General features: G+C 73.3%; 18 protein-coding genes and 1 pseudogene. 10 read left to right on the top strand and 9 right to left on the bottom strand.

What is annotated here, in order from left to right; all coding sequences use genetic code 11:
• Window positions 1-19 precede the first annotated feature (19 nt).
• Window positions 20-478: a cyclic nucleotide-binding domain-containing protein gene (locus tag ACIGYR_RS14260; protein ID WP_391847891.1), complete on the top strand. Its 459-nt coding sequence runs from the start codon at window positions 20-22 to the stop codon at window positions 476-478.
• 5 nt (window positions 479-483) lie between these two features.
• On the opposite strand, the gene ACIGYR_RS14255 is transcribed toward ACIGYR_RS14260, so the two are convergent.
• Window positions 484-1785: an MFS transporter gene (locus ACIGYR_RS14255; RefSeq protein ID WP_399598950.1), complete on the bottom strand. Its 1302-nt coding sequence runs from the start codon at window positions 1783-1785 to the stop codon at window positions 484-486.
• Between the two features lie 82 nt (window positions 1786-1867).
• Window positions 1868-2485, bottom strand: a complete 618-nt coding sequence (locus ACIGYR_RS14250) for a LysE/ArgO family amino acid transporter (protein WP_399598947.1) — start codon at window positions 2483-2485, stop codon at window positions 1868-1870.
• 66 nt (window positions 2486-2551) lie between these two features.
• On the opposite strand from ACIGYR_RS14250, the gene ACIGYR_RS14245 reads away from it, so the two are divergent.
• Together ACIGYR_RS14245 and ACIGYR_RS14240 are read left to right on the top strand one after the other, a co-directional pair.
• Window positions 2552-3439, top strand: coding sequence for a LysR family transcriptional regulator ArgP (locus tag ACIGYR_RS14245; protein WP_399598944.1), 888 nt, complete (start codon window positions 2552-2554; stop codon window positions 3437-3439).
• 524 nt (window positions 3440-3963) lie between these two features.
• Window positions 3964-4215 (top strand): WhiB family transcriptional regulator, encoded by a 252-nt coding sequence (locus ACIGYR_RS14240; protein ID WP_391847887.1) that lies wholly within the window; start codon window positions 3964-3966, stop codon window positions 4213-4215.
• 243 nt (window positions 4216-4458) lie between these two features.
• Here ACIGYR_RS14240 and ACIGYR_RS14235 read toward each other — a convergent pair whose 3' ends face one another.
• The 4 genes from ACIGYR_RS14235 to ACIGYR_RS14220 all read right to left on the bottom strand — a co-directional run bounded on the left by ACIGYR_RS14235 (window position 4459) and on the right by ACIGYR_RS14220 (window position 9318).
• On the bottom strand, window positions 4459-6294 hold the full coding sequence (locus ACIGYR_RS14235) for a sensor histidine kinase (protein ID WP_399598941.1): 1836 nt from the start codon (window positions 6292-6294) through the stop codon (window positions 4459-4461).
• 74 nt (window positions 6295-6368) lie between these two features.
• A complete protein-coding gene (locus tag ACIGYR_RS14230) occupies window positions 6369-7076 on the bottom strand; it encodes a response regulator transcription factor (protein WP_399598938.1) in 708 nt (235 codons plus the stop codon).
• Window positions 7077-7096: 20 nt separating this feature from the next.
• Entirely contained in the window at window positions 7097-7867 is a 771-nt protein-coding gene (locus ACIGYR_RS14225) for a L,D-transpeptidase family protein (RefSeq protein WP_399598936.1), read from the bottom strand.
• Between the two features lie 41 nt (window positions 7868-7908).
• Complete coding sequence (locus ACIGYR_RS14220; RefSeq protein ID WP_399598933.1) at window positions 7909-9318, bottom strand: M1 family metallopeptidase; 1410 nt, start codon at window positions 9316-9318, stop codon at window positions 7909-7911.
• 166 nt (window positions 9319-9484) lie between these two features.
• On the opposite strand from ACIGYR_RS14220, the gene ACIGYR_RS14215 reads away from it, so the two are divergent.
• Window positions 9485-9832 carry a DUF488 domain-containing protein gene (locus tag ACIGYR_RS14215; protein ID WP_399598931.1) on the top strand — a complete coding sequence of 116 codons (348 nt, stop codon included), beginning with the start codon at window positions 9485-9487 and terminating at the stop codon, window positions 9830-9832.
• A gap of 97 nt (window positions 9833-9929) precedes the next feature.
• On the opposite strand, the gene ACIGYR_RS14210 is transcribed toward ACIGYR_RS14215, so the two are convergent.
• A complete protein-coding gene (locus ACIGYR_RS14210; protein ID WP_399598928.1) occupies window positions 9930-11603 on the bottom strand; it encodes an FAD-binding dehydrogenase in 1674 nt (557 codons plus the stop codon).
• A 48-nt stretch (window positions 11604-11651) separates the two neighbouring features.
• On the bottom strand, window positions 11652-12272 hold the full coding sequence (locus ACIGYR_RS14205) for a TetR/AcrR family transcriptional regulator (protein ID WP_399598925.1): 621 nt from the start codon (window positions 12270-12272) through the stop codon (window positions 11652-11654).
• Window positions 12273-12404: 132 nt separating this feature from the next.
• Between ACIGYR_RS14205 and ACIGYR_RS14200 the strand changes: the two genes are divergently transcribed.
• From ACIGYR_RS14200 to ACIGYR_RS14190, 3 genes and pseudogenes are all read left to right on the top strand, one after another.
• Window positions 12405-13034: an alpha-ketoglutarate-dependent dioxygenase AlkB family protein gene (locus tag ACIGYR_RS14200; protein ID WP_399598922.1), complete on the top strand. Its 630-nt coding sequence runs from the start codon at window positions 12405-12407 to the stop codon at window positions 13032-13034.
• Window positions 13035-13215: 181 nt separating this feature from the next.
• Window positions 13216-13953, top strand: a pseudogene (locus tag ACIGYR_RS14195) (MBL fold metallo-hydrolase); the annotation flags it as partial.
• A gap of 244 nt (window positions 13954-14197) precedes the next feature.
• A complete protein-coding gene (locus tag ACIGYR_RS14190) occupies window positions 14198-15433 on the top strand; it encodes a DUF4032 domain-containing protein (protein WP_399598920.1) in 1236 nt (411 codons plus the stop codon).
• Window position 15434: 1 nt separating this feature from the next.
• Here the strand turns inward: ACIGYR_RS14190 and ACIGYR_RS14185 are convergent, their stop codons facing one another.
• Window positions 15435-16301, bottom strand: coding sequence for a universal stress protein (locus ACIGYR_RS14185; RefSeq protein ID WP_399598918.1), 867 nt, complete (start codon window positions 16299-16301; stop codon window positions 15435-15437).
• A gap of 297 nt (window positions 16302-16598) precedes the next feature.
• On the opposite strand from ACIGYR_RS14185, the gene ACIGYR_RS14180 reads away from it, so the two are divergent.
• Genes ACIGYR_RS14180 through ACIGYR_RS14170 form a run of 3 tightly spaced genes read left to right on the top strand, consistent with a single transcriptional unit; the run spans window position 16599 to window position 20070 of the window.
• Window positions 16599-18275 (top strand): FAD-dependent oxidoreductase, encoded by a 1677-nt coding sequence (locus ACIGYR_RS14180; RefSeq protein WP_399598915.1) that lies wholly within the window; start codon window positions 16599-16601, stop codon window positions 18273-18275.
• Entirely contained in the window at window positions 18272-19723 is a 1452-nt protein-coding gene (locus ACIGYR_RS14175) for an ATP-binding protein (protein ID WP_399598913.1), read from the top strand. Before ACIGYR_RS14180 ends, ACIGYR_RS14175 begins: the two co-directional genes overlap by 4 nt.
• On the top strand, window positions 19720-20070 hold the full coding sequence (locus ACIGYR_RS14170) for a UBP-type zinc finger domain-containing protein (protein ID WP_391847874.1): 351 nt from the start codon (window positions 19720-19722) through the stop codon (window positions 20068-20070). The genes ACIGYR_RS14175 and ACIGYR_RS14170 overlap by 4 nt, the downstream gene beginning before the upstream one ends.
• The last annotated feature ends 22 nt before the right edge of the window (window positions 20071-20092 follow it).

Here is a 20092-nt window from a genome sequence, read left to right as displayed (position 1 = left end):
CGGCGAGGAGCCCCGCGCCATGACCAAAGCGATCAAACTGCTCACCGCCCTCCCCCAGGCGCAGCGCGAGCGCCTGATGGAGGTGGCCGAGGAGGTCTCCTTCCCGGAGGACACCCGCATCTTCGAGGCGGGCGGCACGGCCGACCGGTTCTGGGTGATCCGCTCGGGCGCTGTCCATCTGGACCAGCAGGTCACCTCCCGGCAGCGGGTGACCGTGGCCACGCTCGGCGCGGGCGACCTGCTCGGCTGGTCCTGGCTGTTCCCGCCGTACAAGTGGGACTTCGGCGCGGTGGCCTTCAGCAATGTACGGGCCTACGCGTTCGACGGGCCGTCGGTGCTCGCCCTGTGCGTGGAGGATCCGCTGCTCGGGCTCTCGGTGGTACGGACGGTGGCCGAGATCCTCGCCCACCGGCTGGAGACGACCCGCGGGAAGCTGATGGACCAGTACGCGCTGCGCCGGGGCCGAGGGCCGCTGTAGGTCCGTCAGACGCGGTAGCGGCGCAGCGCCGGGACGGCGCAGGCCAGGGCCAGCATCACCACGACGACCAGGGCGCCACCGCCCGCGACGGCGGCGCGCGGGCCGAACGCCGCGCCGACGGTGCCGTGCAGGACGTCGGCCAGGCGCGGGCCGCCCGCGACGACCACCGTGAACACGCCCTGCATCCGGCCGCGCATCTCGTCGGTCGCGGCCGACAGCAGGATCGCGCCGCGGAACACCATCGAGACCATGTCGGCGACCCCGGCCGCCGCGAGGAACACCACGGCCACCCAGAGGTTCCCGGTCAGCCCGAACCCGGCGATGGCCACACCCCAGCCGACGACCGCCCCGATGACCATCCAGCCGTGCCGGCGGGCCCGCGAGAACACACCGGAGAACAGGCCGCCGAGCACCGCGCCCACCGGGATGCCGGCGAACAGCACCCCCAGTGCGAAACCCTCGCCGTAGGAGCCGTACGTCTGCGCCGCCAGCTGCGGGAAGAGCGCGCGGGGCATGCCGAACACCATGGCGACGATGTCGGCGAGGAAGGACAGCAGCAGCACCTTGTGCCGGGAGATGTACCGGAACCCGGCCGCTATCTCGCGCAGCCCGGCCCGGCGGCCGGCGGCCCCGCCGAGCGGCGGCAGCGCGGGCAGGCGGTGGACGGCCCACACGGTCACGCACAGCGCCAGCGCGTCGATCAGATACAGCTCGGGCAGCCCGATCACCGGGATGAGCACGCCGGCGAGCAGCGGGCCGGCCACCAGGCCCGTCTGCATCACCGTCGAGCCGAGCGCGTTGGCCGCGGGCAGCTGCTCCGCCGGTACCAGGCGGGCGATGGAGGCGGTGCGGGCGGGCGCGTTCAGCCCGAAGAACGCCTGTTGCAGCGCGAGCAGCACCATGAGGACGACGACCGAGTCCAGCCCGGTGACGGCCTGCGCCCAGAACAGCAGCGAGGTCACCGCGATGCCGCTGTTGGTGACCAGCAGCAGTTTGCGGCGGTCCACGGTGTCGGCGACCGCCCCGCCCCACAGCGCGAAGGCCACCATGGGCACCAGGCCGGCCAGGCTCGCGTAGCCGACCCAGGCCGAGGAGTGGGTGATGTCGTAGATCTGCTTGGGTACGGCGACGGCCGTGAGCTGGCTGCCCACGGCGGTGACGATGGTCGACGACCACAGGCGCCGGTAGGCGGGGATGCGCAGGGGACGGGTGTCCATCGCCCATCGGCGCCAGCCGCGCCGGGGCGGGGCCTCGTCCGCCGGGGCACTGGTACCGGTCTGGGTGCTGCTGCTCTCGCTGGTGTCCACGGATGTCCTGGTTGCTCGTTACATCTTTTCGCTTCGCGAAGCTAACTATTGCAGCAACGCCCGTGGGCTTCGAACGGATTCCTCAGGAACCGGCGACCAGGGTCACGCCCAGGGCCAGCATGGTGAGCGCGACCAGGCCGTCCAGGAACCGCCACGCGCCGGGCCTGGCCAGGAACCGGCCCAGCAGCCGGGCGCCGAAGCCGAGCGCGGCGAACCAGCACAGGCTGGCGAGCACGGCACCGAGCCCGAAGGTCCAGCGCAGCGGGCCCCGGTCCGCGGCCAGGGAGCCGAGCAGGAACACGGTGTCCAGATAGACGTGCGGGTTCAGCCAGGTCATCGCCAGGCAGGTGAGCACCGCCCGGCGCCGGGAGCCGGCCGGCTCCCCCTCGGTGCTCAGTGCCGCCGTGGCCGGCCTGAGCACCCGACGGGCGGCAAGGGCGCCGTAGCACAGCAGGAAGGCCCCGCCGACGATCCCCACCGCCCGGAGCGCGCCCGGCCAGGCCACCACGACGGCGCCGACCCCGCCGACGCCGAGCGCGATGAGCACCGCGTCGGACAGGGCGCAGATGCCGACCACGGCGAGAACCGCGTCCCGGCGCACCCCCTGCCGCAGGACGAAGGCGTTCTGGGCGCCGATGGCGACGATCAGGGAGAGGCCGGTGCCGAATCCGGCAGCCGCGGCGGTCAGGGCGTGGTTCATGTCCGCGACGCTAGGCACGCTCCGGCGGCAAGTACAGCTAAAGATTTTTACGTACCCTTAGCCGCTGTGATGACAGAGCTTCCGCTGGAGCAGGTGCGGACCCTGCTGGCCGTGGTGGACGAGGGCACCTTCGACGCGGCCGCCGCCGCGCTGCACGTGACGCCGTCGGCGGTCAGCCAGCGGGTCAAGGCCCTCGAACAGCGCACCGGCCGGGTGCTGCTCCAGCGCACGAAACCGGTGCGGCCCACGGAGTCCGGCGCCGTCCTGGTGCGGTTCGCCCGGCAGCTCGCCCGGCTGGAGCGGGACGCCTGGGGGGAGCTGGGGCTCAGCGGCACCGGCGAGCCGACACGGGTGTCGGTGGCGGTGAACGCCGACTCACTGGCGACCTGGTTCCTGCCGGCCCTCACCCGGGTCGACGGCCTCTGCTTCGAACTGCACCGGGAGGACGAGGACCACACGGCGGCGCTGCTGCGGGAGGGACGGGTCATGGCGGCGGTGACCTCCTCCGCCGACCCGGTGCCGGGCTGCACGGTCCGTCCGCTGGGCCGGATGCGCTACCTGCCGGTGGCCGCACCGGAGTTCATCGCGGCCCACCTGGACGGGCGGCCGTTGGCGGAGGCGCTGTCCCGGGCGCCGGTCGTGGCCTTCGACCGCAAGGACGACTTCCAGGACGGTTTCGCGCGCCGGCTCGGCCGGGGCTCCGCCGGCCCGTTCCGGCACCATGTGCCCACTTCCGAGGGGTTCCTGGACGCGGTCGCCGCGGGGCTCGGCTGGGGCATGGTCCCGGAGGCGCAGGCCGGGCCGCTGCTGGACCGGGGGCGGCTGGCCCTCCTCACCCCCGGTGAGTACGCGGACGTCACCCTCCACTGGCAGCAGTGGAAGCTCGACTCCCCCGCGCTGGCGGCCCTGGCCGACGCGGTGACCGCGACCGCGGCGGAGACGCTGCGCCGCTGAGCCACGCGGGGCGTGCACACCGAGCCGCCTGCGAGGCGGAAGCCGCGGCGCGGGAAGCATGGGGCACGCGGAAGTCCGCGGCACAGGAAGTCCTCGGGGCGGGAAACCTGCGGCAGGGGGTTTTGCGGCACGGGAAGTCTGCGGCACGGGGGTTGTGCGGTGCGAGAGGTTTGCGGACGGGGTTTTCCGGTGCTGGAAGTCCGCGGCACAGTAAGCGCTCGGCGCGGAAAGTCTGCGGCGCGAAGGACCGGCCGGCGGTGCCCGGTCGGCTGCCGGCCCGAACTCCCCGTCCGCGGTGGCCTGTCGGGGGGATCCGCGCTCTCCGTGCGCCGCTTCCGGGCCCGTTGACCGCCCACGGCCCCGTGAGGAGACCGGAGCCCCTGCGGTGACCGGCGGGCGATCGTCGCCGGATCTCCCCCGGTTGTGCCGTTTCACGTCGCCGTGACCGGTCACCCGAAACCGCAGAGCGCGTGCGCGACGCATGCGACAGGCACGACGACTTCGATCCGATCCAGGAGATTCCGATGGACAACTGGCGCGAACATGCCGCGTGCCGTCACGAGGACCCCGATCTGTTCTTCCCGATCGGCACCACCGGGCCGGCGCAGGTGCAGGCACAGCAGGCCAAGGCGGTGTGCGAGCGATGCCCGGTCCGGGAACAGTGCCTCGACTGGGCGCTGGACACGGGCCAGAGCATCGGTGTCTGGGGCGGTACGACGGAGCTGGAGCGGCGCGCGCTGCGGCGCCGGGCGCGCTCCCGGCCACGCTCCGGCTGACCGGACCCTGGTCGGCCGACGGGCGAGCGGCCCGTTCTCCGGCCCCGGCCCGGCGCCGCCAGGAGGCTCGCTTTCCGACCCGGCCGGCCCCCGTCAGGAGGCTCGTTGTCCGGCCCGGCCCCCTCAGGGAGGCTCGTTCCCGCCCCGGCCCGTCCCCGGCCCCCCAGGATCCGGTGGACGCGCGCCGGGGCCCTTTCCTGGGGCAGGTGGGCGTGCCGGAGAGTGGGCCGTGGCGCTCCGGCCTCAGGGCTCGTCGGCGGGCGGTGGCATGGCCGGCAGCCGCAGGGCGAACTCCGCGCCCGCTCCCGGCTCGCTCGTGACCGCGGCCGTGCCGCCGTGGGCCGCGACCAGATGGCGGACGATCGCCAGGCCCAGGCCGCTGCCACCGGTGCGGCGGCTGCGCGACTTCTCCGCCCGCCAGAACCGCTCGAAGACGTGCGGCAGGTCCTCGGGGGCGATGCCCGAGCCGGTGTCGGTGACGGTGAAGAGGACCTCCTCACCGTCCCGCCGCGCGGCGAGCGTGACGGTGCCGTCGGCGGGGGTGTGCCGCAGCGCGTTGGAGACCAGGTTGCCGAGGGCCTGCCGCATCCGGACCGGATCGGCGTCCAGCCAGGCGGCATCGCCGGTCTCGGTGCGCAGGGCGACCCCGGCGGCGTCGCCGGCGACACGGTGGGCGGCGGCGACCTGGTCGAGCAGCTCACCGGCCCGCAGCGGCTCACGGTGCAGGCGCAGCGTGCCGGCGTCGGCCGCGGCGAGGTCCTGGAGATCGTCGATGATCCGCTGGAGGACGAGCGCCTCCTCGTGCAACGAGTCCAGCAGCGCCGGGTCGGGACCGACGACACCGTCCCGGACGACCTCCAGCCAGCCCCTGATGTTGGTGAGCGGGCTGCGCAGCTCGTGCGCGATGTCGCTGACCATGGCCTTGCGCTGCGCCTCCAGCCGCTCGCGCCGCTCGGTCAGGTCGTTGAACGCCTCGGCGAGGATGCCGGTCTCGTCCCGGGTGGTCACCGGCACGCGTACGTGCAGCTCGGGCGACTGCTGTGCCGCCAGGGTGAGCGCGCGCAGGGGCCGTACCAGCCGGATGGCCACGACGGCGGTCACGGCGACGGTCACGGCGAGGACCAGCCCGGCCACGCCGACGACCTTGGCCTTGTTGGCCGGTGACATGTCGAACCGGGCCGGGTTCTGGTCGCCGATGCCGAGGAACAGCTCGGCCACCGGGGCGACGTAGGGCTCCAACTGGGTGCGGCGCGCGCTCTGGACACAGTCCTGGGCAGCCCGCGCGGCCTCGCCGGTGGCGACCTTGGCGTACTTGGCGAGCAGGAAGCCGCCGCCGAACGGATCCTTGCCGCTGGGGTCGAAGGTGAGGAAAAGCTGTCCGCCGAGGTGCAGTCCGGCCTGTCTCAGGCAGGGCCGGGCGAGTTCCGACAGCGCGTCCAGTGCCGTCCGTTCCGTCGTTGTGGGGGTGTTGAGCTGCCCGTCCTCGCACGCCACCGCGCCGTAGGCGGCGGGGTCGGTGCCGTCCGGCGCGCTCACGACCGGCCGCCCGCTCACGGTCCGTACGACGCTGGGCTGTAGGCCGTAGCGCTCGTAGCAGTGCTTGCGCTTGGTGGCCAGCGCGTCCAGCCCGGCGCGTTCCTTCCGGGAGAGCCGGTAGGGGCCGACCGCACGCGGGTCGATGCCGCTGAGCTGGGCGCCGGTCTCGGTGTAGGTGTCGGTGCGCAGCGGGTCGACGGTGGCGGCGGCCCGGGGCGGCAGCGGGGTGCCGCGGGGCGCGGAGTCGGCGACGAAGGCGCGGTCGGCGGTGGTGAGGGCGATCCGGCGTCCGGTGCGGGCGGCCAGCGCCCGGACGGTGTCCCGGACGCCCGACCAGCCGGAGTGGGTGGCGGCGTAGCCGCTCAGCTCGGCGAGGATGCGGTTGTCGGCGGCCAGGTCCTGGCCCTGCTCCTCCTTGAGGGCGCTGGTCGTGGTGGTCACCGCGAGCCACGCGGTGGCCGCCACCGAGCAGACGGCGATCAGCGCGGAGACGGACAGCAACCGGACGAGCAGCCGTTTGCGCAGCGGGATCCGGCGTTTCACGGGCGCCGGCCGGCCGTCGCGTGCGGTGCCGCGCCGACCGTCCGCCCGCCCTTCGGGCCGGGGCTCGCGGCGCCTCACGGCCGGGCGCCGGTCAGTTTGTAGCCGACGCCGAACACGGTCAGCAGCCGTACCGGCCGCCGCGGGTCGGCCTCGATCTTGCGGCGCAGATTCATGATGTGCACGTCGACGGCCCGCTCGGTGGAGGCCCGGTCGAAACCGCGAGTGCAGTGCAGCAGCTGCCGCCGGGTGAACACCCGCTCCGGCTCGCTCGCCATGGCCAGCAGGATCTGGAACTCGGCGGGCGTGCACTCCACGGGCGCGCCGTCGCAGCGCACCTCGTGCCGTACCGGATCCACACCGATCCCGGCGGCGCGTACGACGGGGTCGTCGTCCCGGGCGCCGCCGCCCCGCCCGCTGCGTCTGAGGACCGTGCGGATGCGGGCCATCAGCTCGCGCGGGCTGTACGGCTTGGTCAGGTAGTCGTCGGCGCCGAGTTCCAGGCCGAGCAGCACGTCGTCCTCGGCGGAGCGGGCGGTGAGCATCACCACCGGGATGTCGGGCCGTTCCGGGCTGCCGCGCAGCGCCCGGCACACGCCGAAGCCGTCGACGACCGGGAGCATGAGGTCGAGGACGACGAGGTCGGGGCTCAGCCGGCGGGCCGCGTCGATCGCCGCCGCGCCGTCGTGCACCACCGTCGCGCTGTGGCCTTCGGCCAGCAGCGACCGGCGGATCAGTTCGGCCTGCTTCTCGTCGTCCTCGGCGACCAGTACATGTGCGCACACGAGTTCGGATCCTAGGCCCCTCAACGGGCGAGCCAGTCGGCGTACCCCATCACGACGACCGGCTGCCGGCCGGGGTCCAGCGTGCGCAGGAGATCCTTCATGTGGGCCTTGGCGACGCTGACGCAGCCGTGGGTGGGGCCGCCGTGGTCGACGTGCAGCCACACTCCCCCGCCGCGCGCCGGACCGAGCGGGCGGGTCCAGTCCAGCGGCGAGGTGCCGGGCCGGCGGTTGTAGTCGATGGCGATGACGTAGTCGAAGGACCCCTCCAGCGGTTCGCCCTCGAAGCCGGTGCCCGGCGAGTGGAATCCGCGGGAGCGGTGGTACGGGAACCTGCTGCCGGGGTCCGGGAGCAGGCCGCCGGCGTCGGAGAGGGTGTAGACGCCGAGCGGGGAGCGCAGGTCGCCGTTGAGGTGGTGGGCGCTCCAGCCGTGCAGCGCGTTGTGGGCGGGCCAGGCGGCGCCCGCCTGCCAGCCGGTGGGGGTGCGCTCGTGCAGGACCACCGTGCACAGCGGGGAGTTCCTGCCGCGCCCGGTGACGACGACGGCCTGCCCGCAGCGTTCGGGTATCGCCGCCAGCCGCTCACTGCCGAGCCCGGGTATGCCCCGCGGTGCCGACTCCGCGGACGTCTCGGAGGTGGCCCGCGACGCCGGCTCCGTGGACGTCCCGGGGGTGGGCGCCGGCGCCGGACGGCGGGCAGGTGTCCGGCGCTCGGTCGCCCCGGCTCCGCCGCCGCAGCCGGTGAGCAGCAGCGGGGAGGCGAGGAGTGCGACAGCGGTTCTGCGTTGGATCATGGGTCGACCTTGGCCGACAGTTGTTTGGAAGTGGTCAGGGGTCAGGCGCTGTTCGGCTTGCCCGGCGTGTAGAGCCAGGTGTGGAACAGCTCTGTCAGCTGCTTCCCCGACTTCTCCTCGGCAAGCCTGACGAACTGTGCCGTCGTACCGTGCCCGCCGCGGTGCCGGGACGCCCAGGCGCGCAGGATCCGGAAGAAGTCGCGGTCGCCGACGGCCCGGCGCAGCTCGTGCAGGGCCATCGCGCCGCGCGCGTAGACGGGCGTACCGAAGATCCGGGCGCCGCTGCCCGGGTCGCCGGGCGGATAGGCCCACAGGCCGTCGCTCGCGGGCCGGGCGTAGAGGGAGTCGAAGGTCCGCTGGGCACGGTCACCGCCGTGCTGCTCGGCGTAGAGCCACTCGGCGTAGGTGGCGAAGCCCTCGTTGAGCCAGATGTCCTTCCAGGAGGTGAGGGAGACGGAGTCGCCGAACCACTGGTGGGCGTTCTCGTGGACGAGGGTGCCGAGGCCGGGTGCGGAGTCGTAGAGCGGCCGGGTCTGGGTCTCCAGGGCGTAGCCGACGTCCGGGGCGTGGTCGACGATCGAGCCGGCGGCCCGGAACGGGTACGGCCCGAACAGCCTGCTCTCCCACTCCAGCACGGCGGGCAGCTGCTTGAGGACGGGTGCGGCGGCGCGCGCCTCGCGGGCGTCCACGGCGTTGTACACCTGGATGCCGTCCCGGGTGGTGTACCGCTCGACCCGGAAGGTGCCGATGGTGGCGGTGGCGAGGTAGGCGGCCATGGGCCGGGTCTCGTGCCAGCGGAACGTGGTCCGTCCGTGAGCGGTGCGCTGTCCGAGCAGGACGCCGTTGGCGACGGCGGTGCGGCCCTGCGGCACGGTGATCGTGAAGTCGTAGGTCGCCTTGTCCTTGGGATGGTTGTCGGCCGGGAACCAGGTCATCGCGCCCTGCGGCTCGCCCGCGACGAACGCGCCGTCGTCGGTGGGGATCCAGCCGTCCGGCGAGCCGTCGGGGTCGGTGACCGGCTTCGGGGTGCCGTGGTAGGCGACCTGGACGCGGAACCGCTGTCCCGCGCGCGGGGCCCGGCGCGGGGTGATGACGAGTTCCTGGCCGTCGCGCCGGAAGGCCGCCGCCCGGCGGTCGACGGTGACGGCGGTGACCGTCAGCCCCTTCAGGTCGAGGTCGAAACGGGTGAGTCGCTCGGTGGCGCGGGCGGTGAGCACCGCCGTGGCGTCCAGGCGTCGGGAGGCGGTGTCGTAGCGGAGCGTCAGGTCGTAGTGGTGGACGTGGTAGCCGCCGTTGCCGCTGAGCGGGAAGTAGGGGTCGCCCGCGCCGGCCCCGCCCGTGCCGCCCGGCGCCGCGGGTCCGGCGGCGCCGAGGAGCGCCGCCACGGCGACGGGGACGGTGGCGAGGGTGGCGGTACGGCGTCGGGCGGGCTGTCTGCGGGGTGGCGTCACGTGCGCTCCTCGGGAGTGGCCGATGATCGACTGGCCGTCAGGGTAGGCGCGGCGGCGCCCGCCGTTCCCCCTTGTTCCGGTCAAGTCGTGCCGCGTCGCCGCCCGATGGGCGGGGCGGCGCGCAGTACGCTCGCGGAACCGACCCCGACCCGGAAGGGCCCCGACCGTGAGCGTGCGCGTGCGCCGGATCTACGAACCGCCCGAGCCCGACGACGGCCTGCGTGTGCTGGTCGACCGGCTGTGGCCGCGCGGCCTCGCCAAGGACGCGGCGCAGATCGACGAGTGGCCCAAGGGACTCACGCCGTCGGGTGAACTGCGCACCTGGTACCACGGCGGCGGCTCGTACGAGGAGTTCCGCCGCCGGTACGAGGCGGAACTCGACGCGCCGGAGGCCGCCGAACTGCTCGACGGCCTCCGGAAGTCGGCCCGCGAGGGGCGGGTGACGCTGCTGACGGCGTCGAAGAAACCGGACCAGAACCACGCGACCGTTCTGGCGGAGTTGCTGAGGGGCTGAGTACAGGCGGTCTGTTCCGACGGACTCGCTGAAGGGCTGAGTTCAGGCGGTCTGCCGCGCGACCGTTCCGGCGGAGTTCCTTGCTGAAGGACTGAGTTCAGGCGGTCTGCCGCGCCGCCGCCCGCCCCGCGGCCCGGCCCGAGAACAGGCAGCCGCCGAGGAAGGTGCCCTCCAGGGCGTTGTAGCCGTGGACACCGCCGCCGCCGAATCCGGCGACCTCGCCGGCCGCGTACAGCCCCTCGACCGGAGTGCCGTCGGCGCCGAGGGCGCGGGAGTCGAGGTCGGTCTGGATACCGCCGAGGGTCTTGCGGGTCAGCACGTGCAGCCGGACCCCGATGAGGGGGCCCGCGGCCGGGTCGAGGATACGGTGCGGGGTGGCGACCCGGCCGAGCCGGTCGCCGATGTAGCGGCGGGCGTTGCGGATGCCCTGGACCTGGGAGTCCTTGCTGTAGGGGTTGGCCATCTGCAGGTCACGGGCCTCGATCTGGCGGCGTACCTCGGCCGCGTCCAGCAGCGGCTTGCCGGTCAGGCCGTTCATCTTCTCGACCAGCTGCTCCAGGCTGCCCGCGGTGACGAAGTCCGCGCCCTTGTCCAGGAACGCCTGCACGGGTGCCGGTGCGCCCTTGCCGAGCAGCCGGTCGCGCAGCACGGCCTTGCGGTCCTTGGCGGTGATGTCGGGGTTCTGCTCGGAGCCGGAGAGCGCGAACTCCTTCTCGATGATCTTCCGGGTGAGGATGAACCAGGAGTGGTCGTGTCCGGCGATGTCCTCGGTGGTGCGCAGGTGCTTGAGCGTGCCCCGGGTGTCGTATCCGGGCAGGCAGGGGTCGGGCAGCCGGCGGCCGAGGGCGTCCAGCCAGATGGACGACGGTCCGGGCAGGACGCGGATGCCGTGGCCGGGCCAGATGGGGTCCCAGTTCCGCAGGCCCTCGGTGTAGTGCCACATGCGGTCGCGGTTCACGAGCCGTATGCCGGCCTCGGCGCTGATGTCGAGCATGCGGCCGTCGACGTAGGCCGGGACGCCGGTGACCATCTCGGCGGGGGGCGTGCCGAGCTTCTCGGGCCAGTAGCGGCGGACGATGTCGTGGTTGGCGCCGATGCCTCCGGTGGTCACGACGACGGCCTGGGCGGTCAGCTCGAAGTCGCCGACGCGCTCACGGCTGGAGGCGACGCCGCGTGGGGAGTCGTCGGGGGCGAGGACGGTGCCGCGCACGCCGCGCGCGGCGCCGTCCTCGACGACCAGCTCGTCCACCTGGTGGCGGTGGTGGAAGGTCAGCAGTCCGTCCCGGGCCGCCTGCCGGGCGTACCGGACGAAGGGCTCGACCACGCCGGTGCCGGTGCCCCAGGCTATGTGGAAGCGGGGCACGGAGTTGCCGTGTCCGTCCGCCCGCAGGTCGCCGCGCTCGGCCCAGCCGACGGTGGGGAGCAGCTCGATGCCGTGCCCCTGGAGCCAGGACCGCTTCTCGCCGGCCGCGAACTCGACGTAGGCCCGGGCCCAGCGCACCGCCCAGGAGTCCTCGTCGTCCAGCCGGTCGAACTGCGCGCTGCCCTGCCAGTCGTTCCAGGCGAGGCCGAAGGAGTCCTTGATGCCGAGACGGCGCTGCTCGGGGGAGTCGACGAGGAAGAGCCCGCCGAAGGACCAGAACGCCTGGCCGCCGAGGTTGGCGGCGTTCTCCTGGTCGACCAGGGCGACCCGGCGGCCCCGGCTGGTGAGTTCGTGCGCCGCGACCAGGCCGGCGAGGCCCGCTCCGACGACGATGACGTCCGCGTCCATGGCGTCTGTGTCCTTCCTGTCCGTGCTCGTGACTGGCGAGTTCCGGGGCTATGCGGGGATGCGGCTGCCGTCCGTGAGCAGCGCGGTGAGCAGCTGTTTGAGCCAGGCCCGGGCGGTGTCGACGTCCCGGTCCAGCAGCAGTTGGGTGGTGACCCCGTCGTACGCGGCGACCACGGCGTGCGCGGCGCCGTCCGCGTCGCCCAGGACGGCGGGCAGGGCTGTGTGCCCCCGGGCCCGCAAGAGCCGGTCGGCGATGGCCTCGCGGAGCCGTGCCCGGTGGTCGAGGAGGGCCCGGGCGACCGCGGGGTCACGGGCTGCGTGCACCAGGAAGTCGGTCTTCACCAGCAGCCAGTCCACGTCGAGCAGCAGTACCTCGGTGACCCGGTCCACGGCGGCGGGTACGTCCAGGTCGGGGCCGTCCTGGCCGAGCGCGTCGGTCACCTGGGCCGCGATGAGGTCGGCGCGTTCCTGGTAGAGGGCGAAGAACAGCTCGTCCAGGGTGGTGAAGTTCGAGTAGAAGGCGCCCCGGCTGAACCCGGCCGCCTCGCAGACCTCCTCGATGGAGACCCGCCCGAAGCCCTTGGCCGCGAACACGGCGAAGGCGGCGTCGAGCAGCCGGGCGCGGGTGCGGACCCGGCGCCGGGTGACGCGCTTGGGTGGCTCTTCCATCGGCACGGGCCCTCTCATTGGATACGCGAATGTATCGGATACACCGGTGTATTGAAAAGCCCCCGAGCCGGGCCGGGGAACGGCCACGTCACCGAATGGAACACAGTTTCGATTAAGGAGTACGCTGGCCTCATGGCCACGCACCTCCAGGGCTCCCTGTTCGACCAGACCGACGAGCTGCGGCTCGGCCCGTTGCACGGGCTGCGCCGGACCGAGCTGAGCGCGGGCGCCTGGATCGACGTCCTGCCGGGCTGGCTGAGCGGCGCCGACGCACTGTTCGAACGGCTGGCGGCGGACGTGCCGTGGCGGGCGGAGCGCCGCAAGATGTACGACAACGTGGTCGCCGTACCCCGGCTGCTGGCCTTCTACGGCGCCCGGGACCCCCTCCCCCACCCGGTGCTGGACGAGGCGCGTACCGCCCTGTCCCGGCGCTACGCCGAGGAGCTGGGCGAGCCGTTCACCACCGCCGGGCTGTGCTTCTACCGTGACGGCCGGGACAGCGTGGCCTGGCACGGGGACCGCATCGGCCGGGGCGCCCGCCAGGACACCATGGTCGCGATCCTCTCCGTCGGAGCACCCCGCGACCTGCTGCTGCGCCCGGCCGGCGGAGGCGGCGACACGCTGCGCCGGCCCCTGGGCCACGGCGACCTCATCGTGATGGGCGGCTCCTGCCAGCGCACGTGGGAACACTGCGTCCCGAAGACCAGCCGGGCCACGGGCCCGCGCATCAGCATCCAGTTCCGGCCACACGGCGTGCACTGACGGCACGGGGGCGCACGGGCACCGGGCCCGCGATCTGCGCCACCCGCCCGCTCCGCGATCGCAGCGGCGGTGGCCGACCGAGCGGATCCGGCCGCATGACCGCCGGGCCCCCTTGTGCGGGACGGCGTCCGGTCTGGTTGGCTGTCCCCCGACGATCCGCCGCTCGGGGCTCGGAGAGATCATGCGGGCTGACGTACAACAAGTCGCCGACGGCACCTACCTGGTGCACGGGCACAACACCAACTGGGTGATCCTCAAGGACGGTGACGCCGTCACCCTGGTGGACACCGGGTACCCCGGGGACCGGCCGGGGCTGCTGGAGTCCCTGGCGGCCGTGGGCGGTTCGCCGGACGCGGTCGCCGCGATCCTGATCACCCACGCGCACAACGACCATCTGGGCTCGGCCGAGTACCTGCGCGCCGGCCACGGCATCCCGGTGTATCTGCACCCGGCCGAAGTCCCGCACGCCCGGCGGGAGTTCCTGCAACAGGCCCGCGTCTCCGACGTGGTCCGCAACGCCTGGCGGCCCGGTGTCCTGTCCTGGGCGCTGCACGTGAAGCGCGTGGACGGCCTGACGAGCTACCCCGTCGCGGCCGCGGAGCCGTTCGCGGCCGAGGGGCCGCTCGACCTGCCCGGCCGGCCGGTCCCCGTGCACACCCCCGGTCACACGGACGGCCACTGCGTCTACCACCTGCCCGACGCGGGCATCGTGATCTCCGGTGACGCCCTGGTCAGCGGGCACGCCATCTCCCGGGTCGAGGGCCCGCAGATGCTGTGCGACTTCTTCCACCACGACCGCGCGCGGGCGCTGGACTCCCTGGAGTTGATCGGCGCGCTCGACGGCGACACCCTGCTGCCCGGTCACGGGCCGGTACACCGTGGCTCGCTACGGGCCGCGGCGGACCAGGCCCGGGAGCGTGCCTCGTAGCACAGCTACCGTCCGCGACAAGCCCCGTGACGGGGCCGGCCCGCCGGCACACGCGCCCCCAAGGCAAGGGCCTGCTGCTCCATGCGCGCCCCAGGCCAAGGGCATGCTGCTCTATGCGCGCCCCAGGCCGAGGACCCGCTGAAACACGCGCCCCGAAGCCAAGGGCCCACTGAAACACTCGCCCCAGGGGCCGGGGCCTCCTGGGACACGCGTAGCCGGCCTTAGGGTTCGTGTCATGGCCTTGCAGATCAGCGCCACGAATCCGGAGCACCCCGCGCTCCTGCTCGCCCTGCCCTGGGACACCCCGCTGGAGGAGTGGCCCGAGGAGCACCTCGTGCCGCTCCCCCGCGGCATCTCCCGGCACGTCGTGCGGTACGCGCACGCCGGCGAGGAGGTGATCGCCGTCAAGGAACTCGCCGAACGGCCCGCGCTGCGCGAGTACCAGCTGCTGCGCGACCTGGACCGGCTCGGCATCCCCGCCGTGGACGCCCTGGCCGTGGTCACCGGGCGCACCGACGGCTCCGGTGCCCCGCTGGAGCCGGCGCTGGTCACCCGGCACCTGCGCGGCTCGATGCCGTACCGGTCGATGTTCGAGACGACCATGCGCCCGGCGACCATGCACCGCCTGATGGACGCCCTCGCCGTGCTGCTGGTCCGTCTCCACCTGGCGGGGTTCGCCTGGGGCGACTGCTCGCTGTCCAACACCCTGTTCCGGCGGGACGCGGGCGCCTACGCGGCCTATCTCGTCGACGCCGAGACGGGCGACCTGCACCCGCGGCTCAGCCCCGGACAACGGGAGTACGACCTGGACCTGGCCCGGGTCAACATCAGCGGCGAGCTGCTGGACCTGGAGGCGTCCGGCGCGCTGCACCCCTCCCTCGACCCGGTCGAGTTCGGTCACGAGATCTGCACCCGCTACCAGGGACTGTGGCAGGAGTTGACCCGCACCTCGGTGTACCCGGCGGGCAAGTACCACTACATCGAGCGCCGGATCCGCCGCCTGAACGACCTCGGCTTCGACGTGGCCGAGATGCAGATCGAGCACTCCCCCACCGGCGACACGGTCACCTTCGTGCCGAAGGTCGTGGACGCCGGCCACCACCAGCGGCAGCTGCTCCGGCTGACCGGGCTGGACACCGAGGAGAACCAGGCGCGGCGGCTGCTGAACGACCTGGAGAGCTGGATGGCCACCCAGGACGACTACGCCCCCGGCGACCCCCTCGCCGCCCGGCCCGAGGTGCTGGCCCACCGGTGGGTCCGGGACGTGTTCCGGCCCACCGTGCGGGCGGTGCCGCCGCAACTGCGCGGCTCCGTGGACCCGGCCGAGATCTACCACCAGCTGCTCGAACACCGCTGGTACCTGTCCGAGCGGGCACAGCACGACATGGGGCTCGACACCGCCGTCCAGGACTACATCGAGAACGTCCTGCCCAAGGCCCGTGCCACGCTGGAGCCGGCCGACCCGGAGTAGCTCACTCGTGCGGGACCACGGCCACCGGGCAGCCTGCGTGGTGCAGCACCCCGTGCGCGACCGAGCCGATCCGGGCGCCGACGGCCGTACGGTGCGCACGGCGCCCGACGACCATCAGCTGGGCCCGGCCGGACATCGACAGCAGCACCTGGCCCGCGCTGCCCATCTCCACGTGCTCGGCCACGGGCACCTCGGGGAACCGCTCGCGCCAGGGCTCCAGGGCCCCGGCCAGCGCCTGCTTCTCGTACGGTTCGAGACCGCCCGCGTCGTCCAGCAGCTTGAGCGAACCGGGGCTGTAGGCGAAGACCGGCGGCAGGGTCCACGCCCGGACGGCCCGGACGGTCGCGCCGCGGGCCGCCGCCGTCTCGAACGCGAACCGCAGCGTGGCCGCGCTGTCCTCGGGGCCGCCGTGCTGGCCGACCACGACGTCCCGGCCGGCCGCCTCCGCCGTGGGCTCGTCCTCGGCGCGTACCAGGACCACGGGCCGGGCCGCCTCGGCGATCACCTGCTGGCCGACCGAGCCCAGCAGGAACCCGACGACGGGCCCGTGGCCGCGCGAACCGAGCACCAGCATCTCGGCCCCGGCCGCCGCGTCGGCCAGCGCGTGCGCGGCGCCGCCCTCGACGACGTCGGTGCTCACCGTCAGCCCCGGATGCCGCTCGGCGACGAGGCCCACGGCCTCCGTCACGCCCTGCGACACCCACCCCTTCTGGGTGTCCCGGTCGGCGGTGGCGAGCGCCTCGGCGTACCGCCAGGCGTGCACCACGCGCAGCGGCAGCCCCCGGCGTACGGCCTCTCTGGCCGCCCAGTCCAGCGCGGCCAGACTCTCCGCCGTGCCGTCCACCCCTGCCGTGATCGGGCGTGTCATCCGTGGGCCTCCTCGTCGTAGCCGCGTCCTCGTGGTGCTGGTGCCCGCTGCCGGGCACCGCGTGCGCACGGCCATGATGATCTCTTCTACGCGCCGTCGCACGATCCCCCGGCCGTCGTGCGCGCACAGGCCGGCGGCCGCCTCCGGTGAACACGCCGCCGGCACCCGCCCTCGGGGGATCAGCGCCGTGCCCGGTCCCGGCGCGCACCCGGGCGATCGAACATACGATGGGCTGGAACCGGTGCGGTGGTCCCCACGACACCGCCCGCGGGATCCGGCAATCGGGTGGGGAGAGGCATGGCACAGGCCGCCGAAGCAGCGCGGACCGTCATCCTGACCGTGGACGACGACCCGGGAGTCTCCCGTGCCGTCGCCCGTGACCTCAGGCGGCGCTACGGCGAGTCCTACCGGATCGTGCGCGCGGAGTCCGGCGAGTCCGCGCTGGACGCGCTGCGCGAGCTGAAGCTGCGCGGTGATCTGGTGGCGGTGATCCTGGCCGACTACCGCATGCCGCAGATGAACGGCATCGAGTTCCTGGAGCAGGCGCTCGACGTGTACCCGGGAGCGCGGCGGGTGCTGCTGACCGCGTACGCGGACACCAGCGCGGCGATCGACGCGATCAACGTGGTCGACCTGGACCACTACCTGCTCAAGCCCTGGGACCCGCCGGAGGAGAAGCTCTACCCGGTGCTGGACGACCTGCTGGACGCGTGGCGCAGCAGCGCCTACAAGCCGGTGCCCAGTACCAAGGTCGTGGGTCACCGCTGGTCGGCGCGGTCGTCGGAGGTGCGTGAGTTCCTGGCCCGCAATCAGGTGCCGTACCGCTGGTACTCGGTGGAGGAGCCGGAGGGGCAGCGGCTGCTGGCGGCGGCCGGGCAGGACGGCCGGCGGCTGCCGCTGGTGATCACACCGGACTGCACCGTCCTGGTCGAGCCCGAGGCACCCGAGCTGGCGGCGCGGGTCGGCCTCGCCACGACGCCGACGGCCGACTTCTACGACCTGGTCGTGATCGGCGGCGGTCCGGCCGGGCTGGGGGCCGCCGTGTACGGGGCCTCCGAGGGGCTCAGGACCGTGCTCGTGGAGCGGTCGGCGACCGGTGGGCAGGCCGGGCAGAGCTCGCGGATCGAGAACTACCTCGGCTTCCCCGACGGCGTCTCCGGCGCCCAGCTCACCGGCCGGGCGCGGCGGCAGGCGGCCAAGTTCGGGGCGGAGATCCTCACCGCCCGTGAGGTGACGGGACTCGAGGTCAACGGCGCCGCGCGGGTCGTACGGTTCGCGGACGGCTCGTCGGTCGCCGCGCACAGCGTGATCCTCGCGACCGGGGTGCAGTACCGGCAGCTGGAGGCCACCGGCTGCACCGATCTGACCGGCTGCGGGGTGTTCTACGGCTCGGCGCTGACCGAGGCGGCCTCCTGCCAGGGGCACGACGTGTACATAGTCGGCGGCGCCAACTCGGCGGGCCAGGCGGCGATGTACCTGTCCCGGTTCGCCAAGTCGGTGACGCTGCTGGTGCGCGGCTCCGACCTGTCGGCGTCGATGTCGTACTACCTGATCCAGCAGCTGAACGACGCCCCGAACATCTCCGTGCGCAGCAACACCGTGGTCGACGCCGCGCACGGCACCGGCCGCCTGGAGCGGCTGACGTTGCGTCATGTGACGTCCGACGACACCGAACAGGTCGACGCCCAGTGGCTGTTCGTGTTCATCGGCGCGGCCCCGCTGACCGACTGGCTGGACCGGACGGTACTGCGCGACCAGCGCGGCTTCATCCTGGCCGGGCCCGACCTGACCGCCGACGGACGGCCGCCGGCCGGCTGGGAGCTGGACCGGCCGCCGTACCACCTGGAGACCAGTGTCCCCGGCGTGTTCGTGGCAGGCGACGCGCGCGCCGAGTCCGCCAAGCGTGTCGCGTCGGCCGTCGGAGAGGGAGCCATGGCCGTGATGCTCGTCCACCGGTATCTGGAGCAGTCATGAGCGGGCACGTGATGCCGTGCAGCCCCAAGGAGGTCGGCTCGCTCTTCCTCTTCGAGAGGCTGAGCCCCGAGCAGCTGGGCCGGCTCTGCGCCGAGGGGCGGGTGGAGCTGTTCCAGCCCGGCCCGGTGTACGCCGAGGGTGACCCCTCGACCTGCTTCTTCGTGCTGATCGAGGGCACGGTCGTGCTGTCCCGGCGGGTCGGCGGCGACGACGTGGAGGTCATCCGGACCTCGCAGCGCGGGGTGTACGCGGGCGCGATGCAGTCCTACCTGGGCGACCGGGTGCGGCAGGTCTACAACAACTCCATGCGGGTCACCGAGCCGAGCCGCTTCTTCGTGCTGCCGGCGGACATCTTCGCGGACGTCATGCGCGAGTGGTTCCCCATGGCCGTGCACCTGCTGGAGGGCCTGTTCTTCGGTTCGAAGAGCACGCAGGCGGCGGTCGGGCAGCGGGAACGGCTGCTGGCGCTGGGCTCGTTGTCGGCGGGGCTCACGCACGAACTGAACAACCCCGCGGCGGCGGCGGTCCGGGCCACCGCGACCCTGCGGGAGCGGGTCGCGAAGATGCGGCACAAGCTCGCCCTGATCGCCGAAGGCCCCTTCTCCCGCGATGTGCTGGCGAGCCTCGTGGAGATCCAGGAACGCACCGCGGAGCGGGTGGCGAAGGCCCCGGTGCTCAGCCCGCTGGAGGCCACCGACCGGGAGGACACGCTCACCGACTGGCTGGAGGACCACGGTATCGAGCAGGCCTGGCAGGTGGCGCCCACCTTCGTGCAGGCCGGGCTGGACGTCGACTGGCTGGAGCACGTCGCGGCGGCGGTGGACGAGGAGATCCTGCCCAACGCGGTGGGCTGGCTCAACTACACCATCGAGACCGAGCTGTTGATGAACGAGATCGAGGACTCCACCACCCGGATCTCGCACCTGGTCGACGCGGCCAAGCAGTACTCGCAGCTGGACCGGGCGCCGTACCGGGTGGTGGACGTGCACGAACTCCTCGACAGCACGCTGCTGATGCTGTCCGGAAAGATCGGACCGGGCATCGAGGTCGTCAAGGAGTACGACCGCACGCTGCCGCCGGTCCCCGCCTACCCGGCGGAGCTGAACCAGGTGTGGACCAACCTGATCGACAACGCCGTCTCGGCCATGAAAAGCACGAGCGGCCAGGGCACGCTGACCGTGCGGACGGGGCTCGACCGCGAGCGGCTGCTGGTGGAGTTCCAGGACACCGGACCCGGCGTCCCGCCGGAGATCAAGGACCGGATCTTCGACCCGTTCTTCACCACCAAACCGGTCGGCGAGGGCACCGGGCTCGGACTGGACATCTCCTGGCGCATCGTCGTCAACAAGCACCACGGCGCCTTGCTGGTCGAGTCGGTGCCCGGTGACACCCGCTTCCAGGTGCTGCTGCCCCTGACCGCCGAGACGCCCGACGAGGAGACGGTATGAGCAACGTCGACGGTATCGATCCGCACGTCCCGCCCAGCGGCACGGGCTGCACGGAGTGCGAGGAGGCGGGCGGCTGGTGGTTCCATCTGCGCCGCTGCGCGCAGTGCGGGCACATCGGGTGCTGCGACGACTCCCCCGCGAAGCACGCCACCGCCCACTACCGGACGACGGGACACCCGGTGATCCGCAGCTTCGAGCCGGGCGAGGGCTGGTTCTGGAACTTCGCCACCGAGGAGTTGTACGACTCCGGGCCCGAACTCGCTCCCCCGGTCAGCCATCCCGCCGACCAGCCGGTCCCGGGTCCGGCGGGCCGGGTCCCGCGGGACTGGGCGCGCACCCTGCGCTGAGGCCCGCCGGTCGCGCGGCGGC

The organism is Streptomyces sp. NPDC053076 (assembly GCF_044546845.1).
GTDB lineage: Bacteria > Actinomycetota > Actinomycetes > Streptomycetales > Streptomycetaceae > Streptomyces.
Note: the sequence above shows the minus strand (reverse complement) of the source record. Positions and strands in the feature narration are given on the sequence as shown.

Excerpts from the sequence above, each read along its gene's own strand:
- ACIGYR_RS14260 (WP_391847891.1), top strand. The coding sequence starts at position 20 with ATGACCAAAGCGATCAAACTGCTCACCGCCCTCCCCCAGGCGCAGCGC.
- ACIGYR_RS14250 (WP_399598947.1), bottom strand. The coding sequence starts at position 2,485 with ATGAACCACGCCCTGACCGCCGCGGCTGCCGGATTCGGCACCGGCCTC.
- ACIGYR_RS14240 (WP_391847887.1), top strand. The coding sequence starts at position 3,964 with ATGGACAACTGGCGCGAACATGCCGCGTGCCGTCACGAGGACCCCGAT.
- ACIGYR_RS14225 (WP_399598936.1), bottom strand. The coding sequence starts at position 7,867 with ATGATCCAACGCAGAACCGCTGTCGCACTCCTCGCCTCCCCGCTGCTG.
- ACIGYR_RS14210 (WP_399598928.1), bottom strand. The coding sequence starts at position 11,603 with ATGGACGCGGACGTCATCGTCGTCGGAGCGGGCCTCGCCGGCCTGGTC.
- ACIGYR_RS14205 (WP_399598925.1), bottom strand. The coding sequence starts at position 12,272 with ATGGAAGAGCCACCCAAGCGCGTCACCCGGCGCCGGGTCCGCACCCGC.
- ACIGYR_RS14200 (WP_399598922.1), top strand. The coding sequence starts at position 12,405 with ATGGCCACGCACCTCCAGGGCTCCCTGTTCGACCAGACCGACGAGCTG.
- ACIGYR_RS14190 (WP_399598920.1), top strand. The coding sequence starts at position 14,198 with ATGGCCTTGCAGATCAGCGCCACGAATCCGGAGCACCCCGCGCTCCTG.
- ACIGYR_RS14185 (WP_399598918.1), bottom strand. The coding sequence starts at position 16,301 with ATGACACGCCCGATCACGGCAGGGGTGGACGGCACGGCGGAGAGTCTG.
- ACIGYR_RS14180 (WP_399598915.1), top strand. The coding sequence starts at position 16,599 with ATGGCACAGGCCGCCGAAGCAGCGCGGACCGTCATCCTGACCGTGGAC.
- ACIGYR_RS14175 (WP_399598913.1), top strand. The coding sequence starts at position 18,272 with ATGAGCGGGCACGTGATGCCGTGCAGCCCCAAGGAGGTCGGCTCGCTC.
- ACIGYR_RS14170 (WP_391847874.1), top strand. The coding sequence starts at position 19,720 with ATGAGCAACGTCGACGGTATCGATCCGCACGTCCCGCCCAGCGGCACG.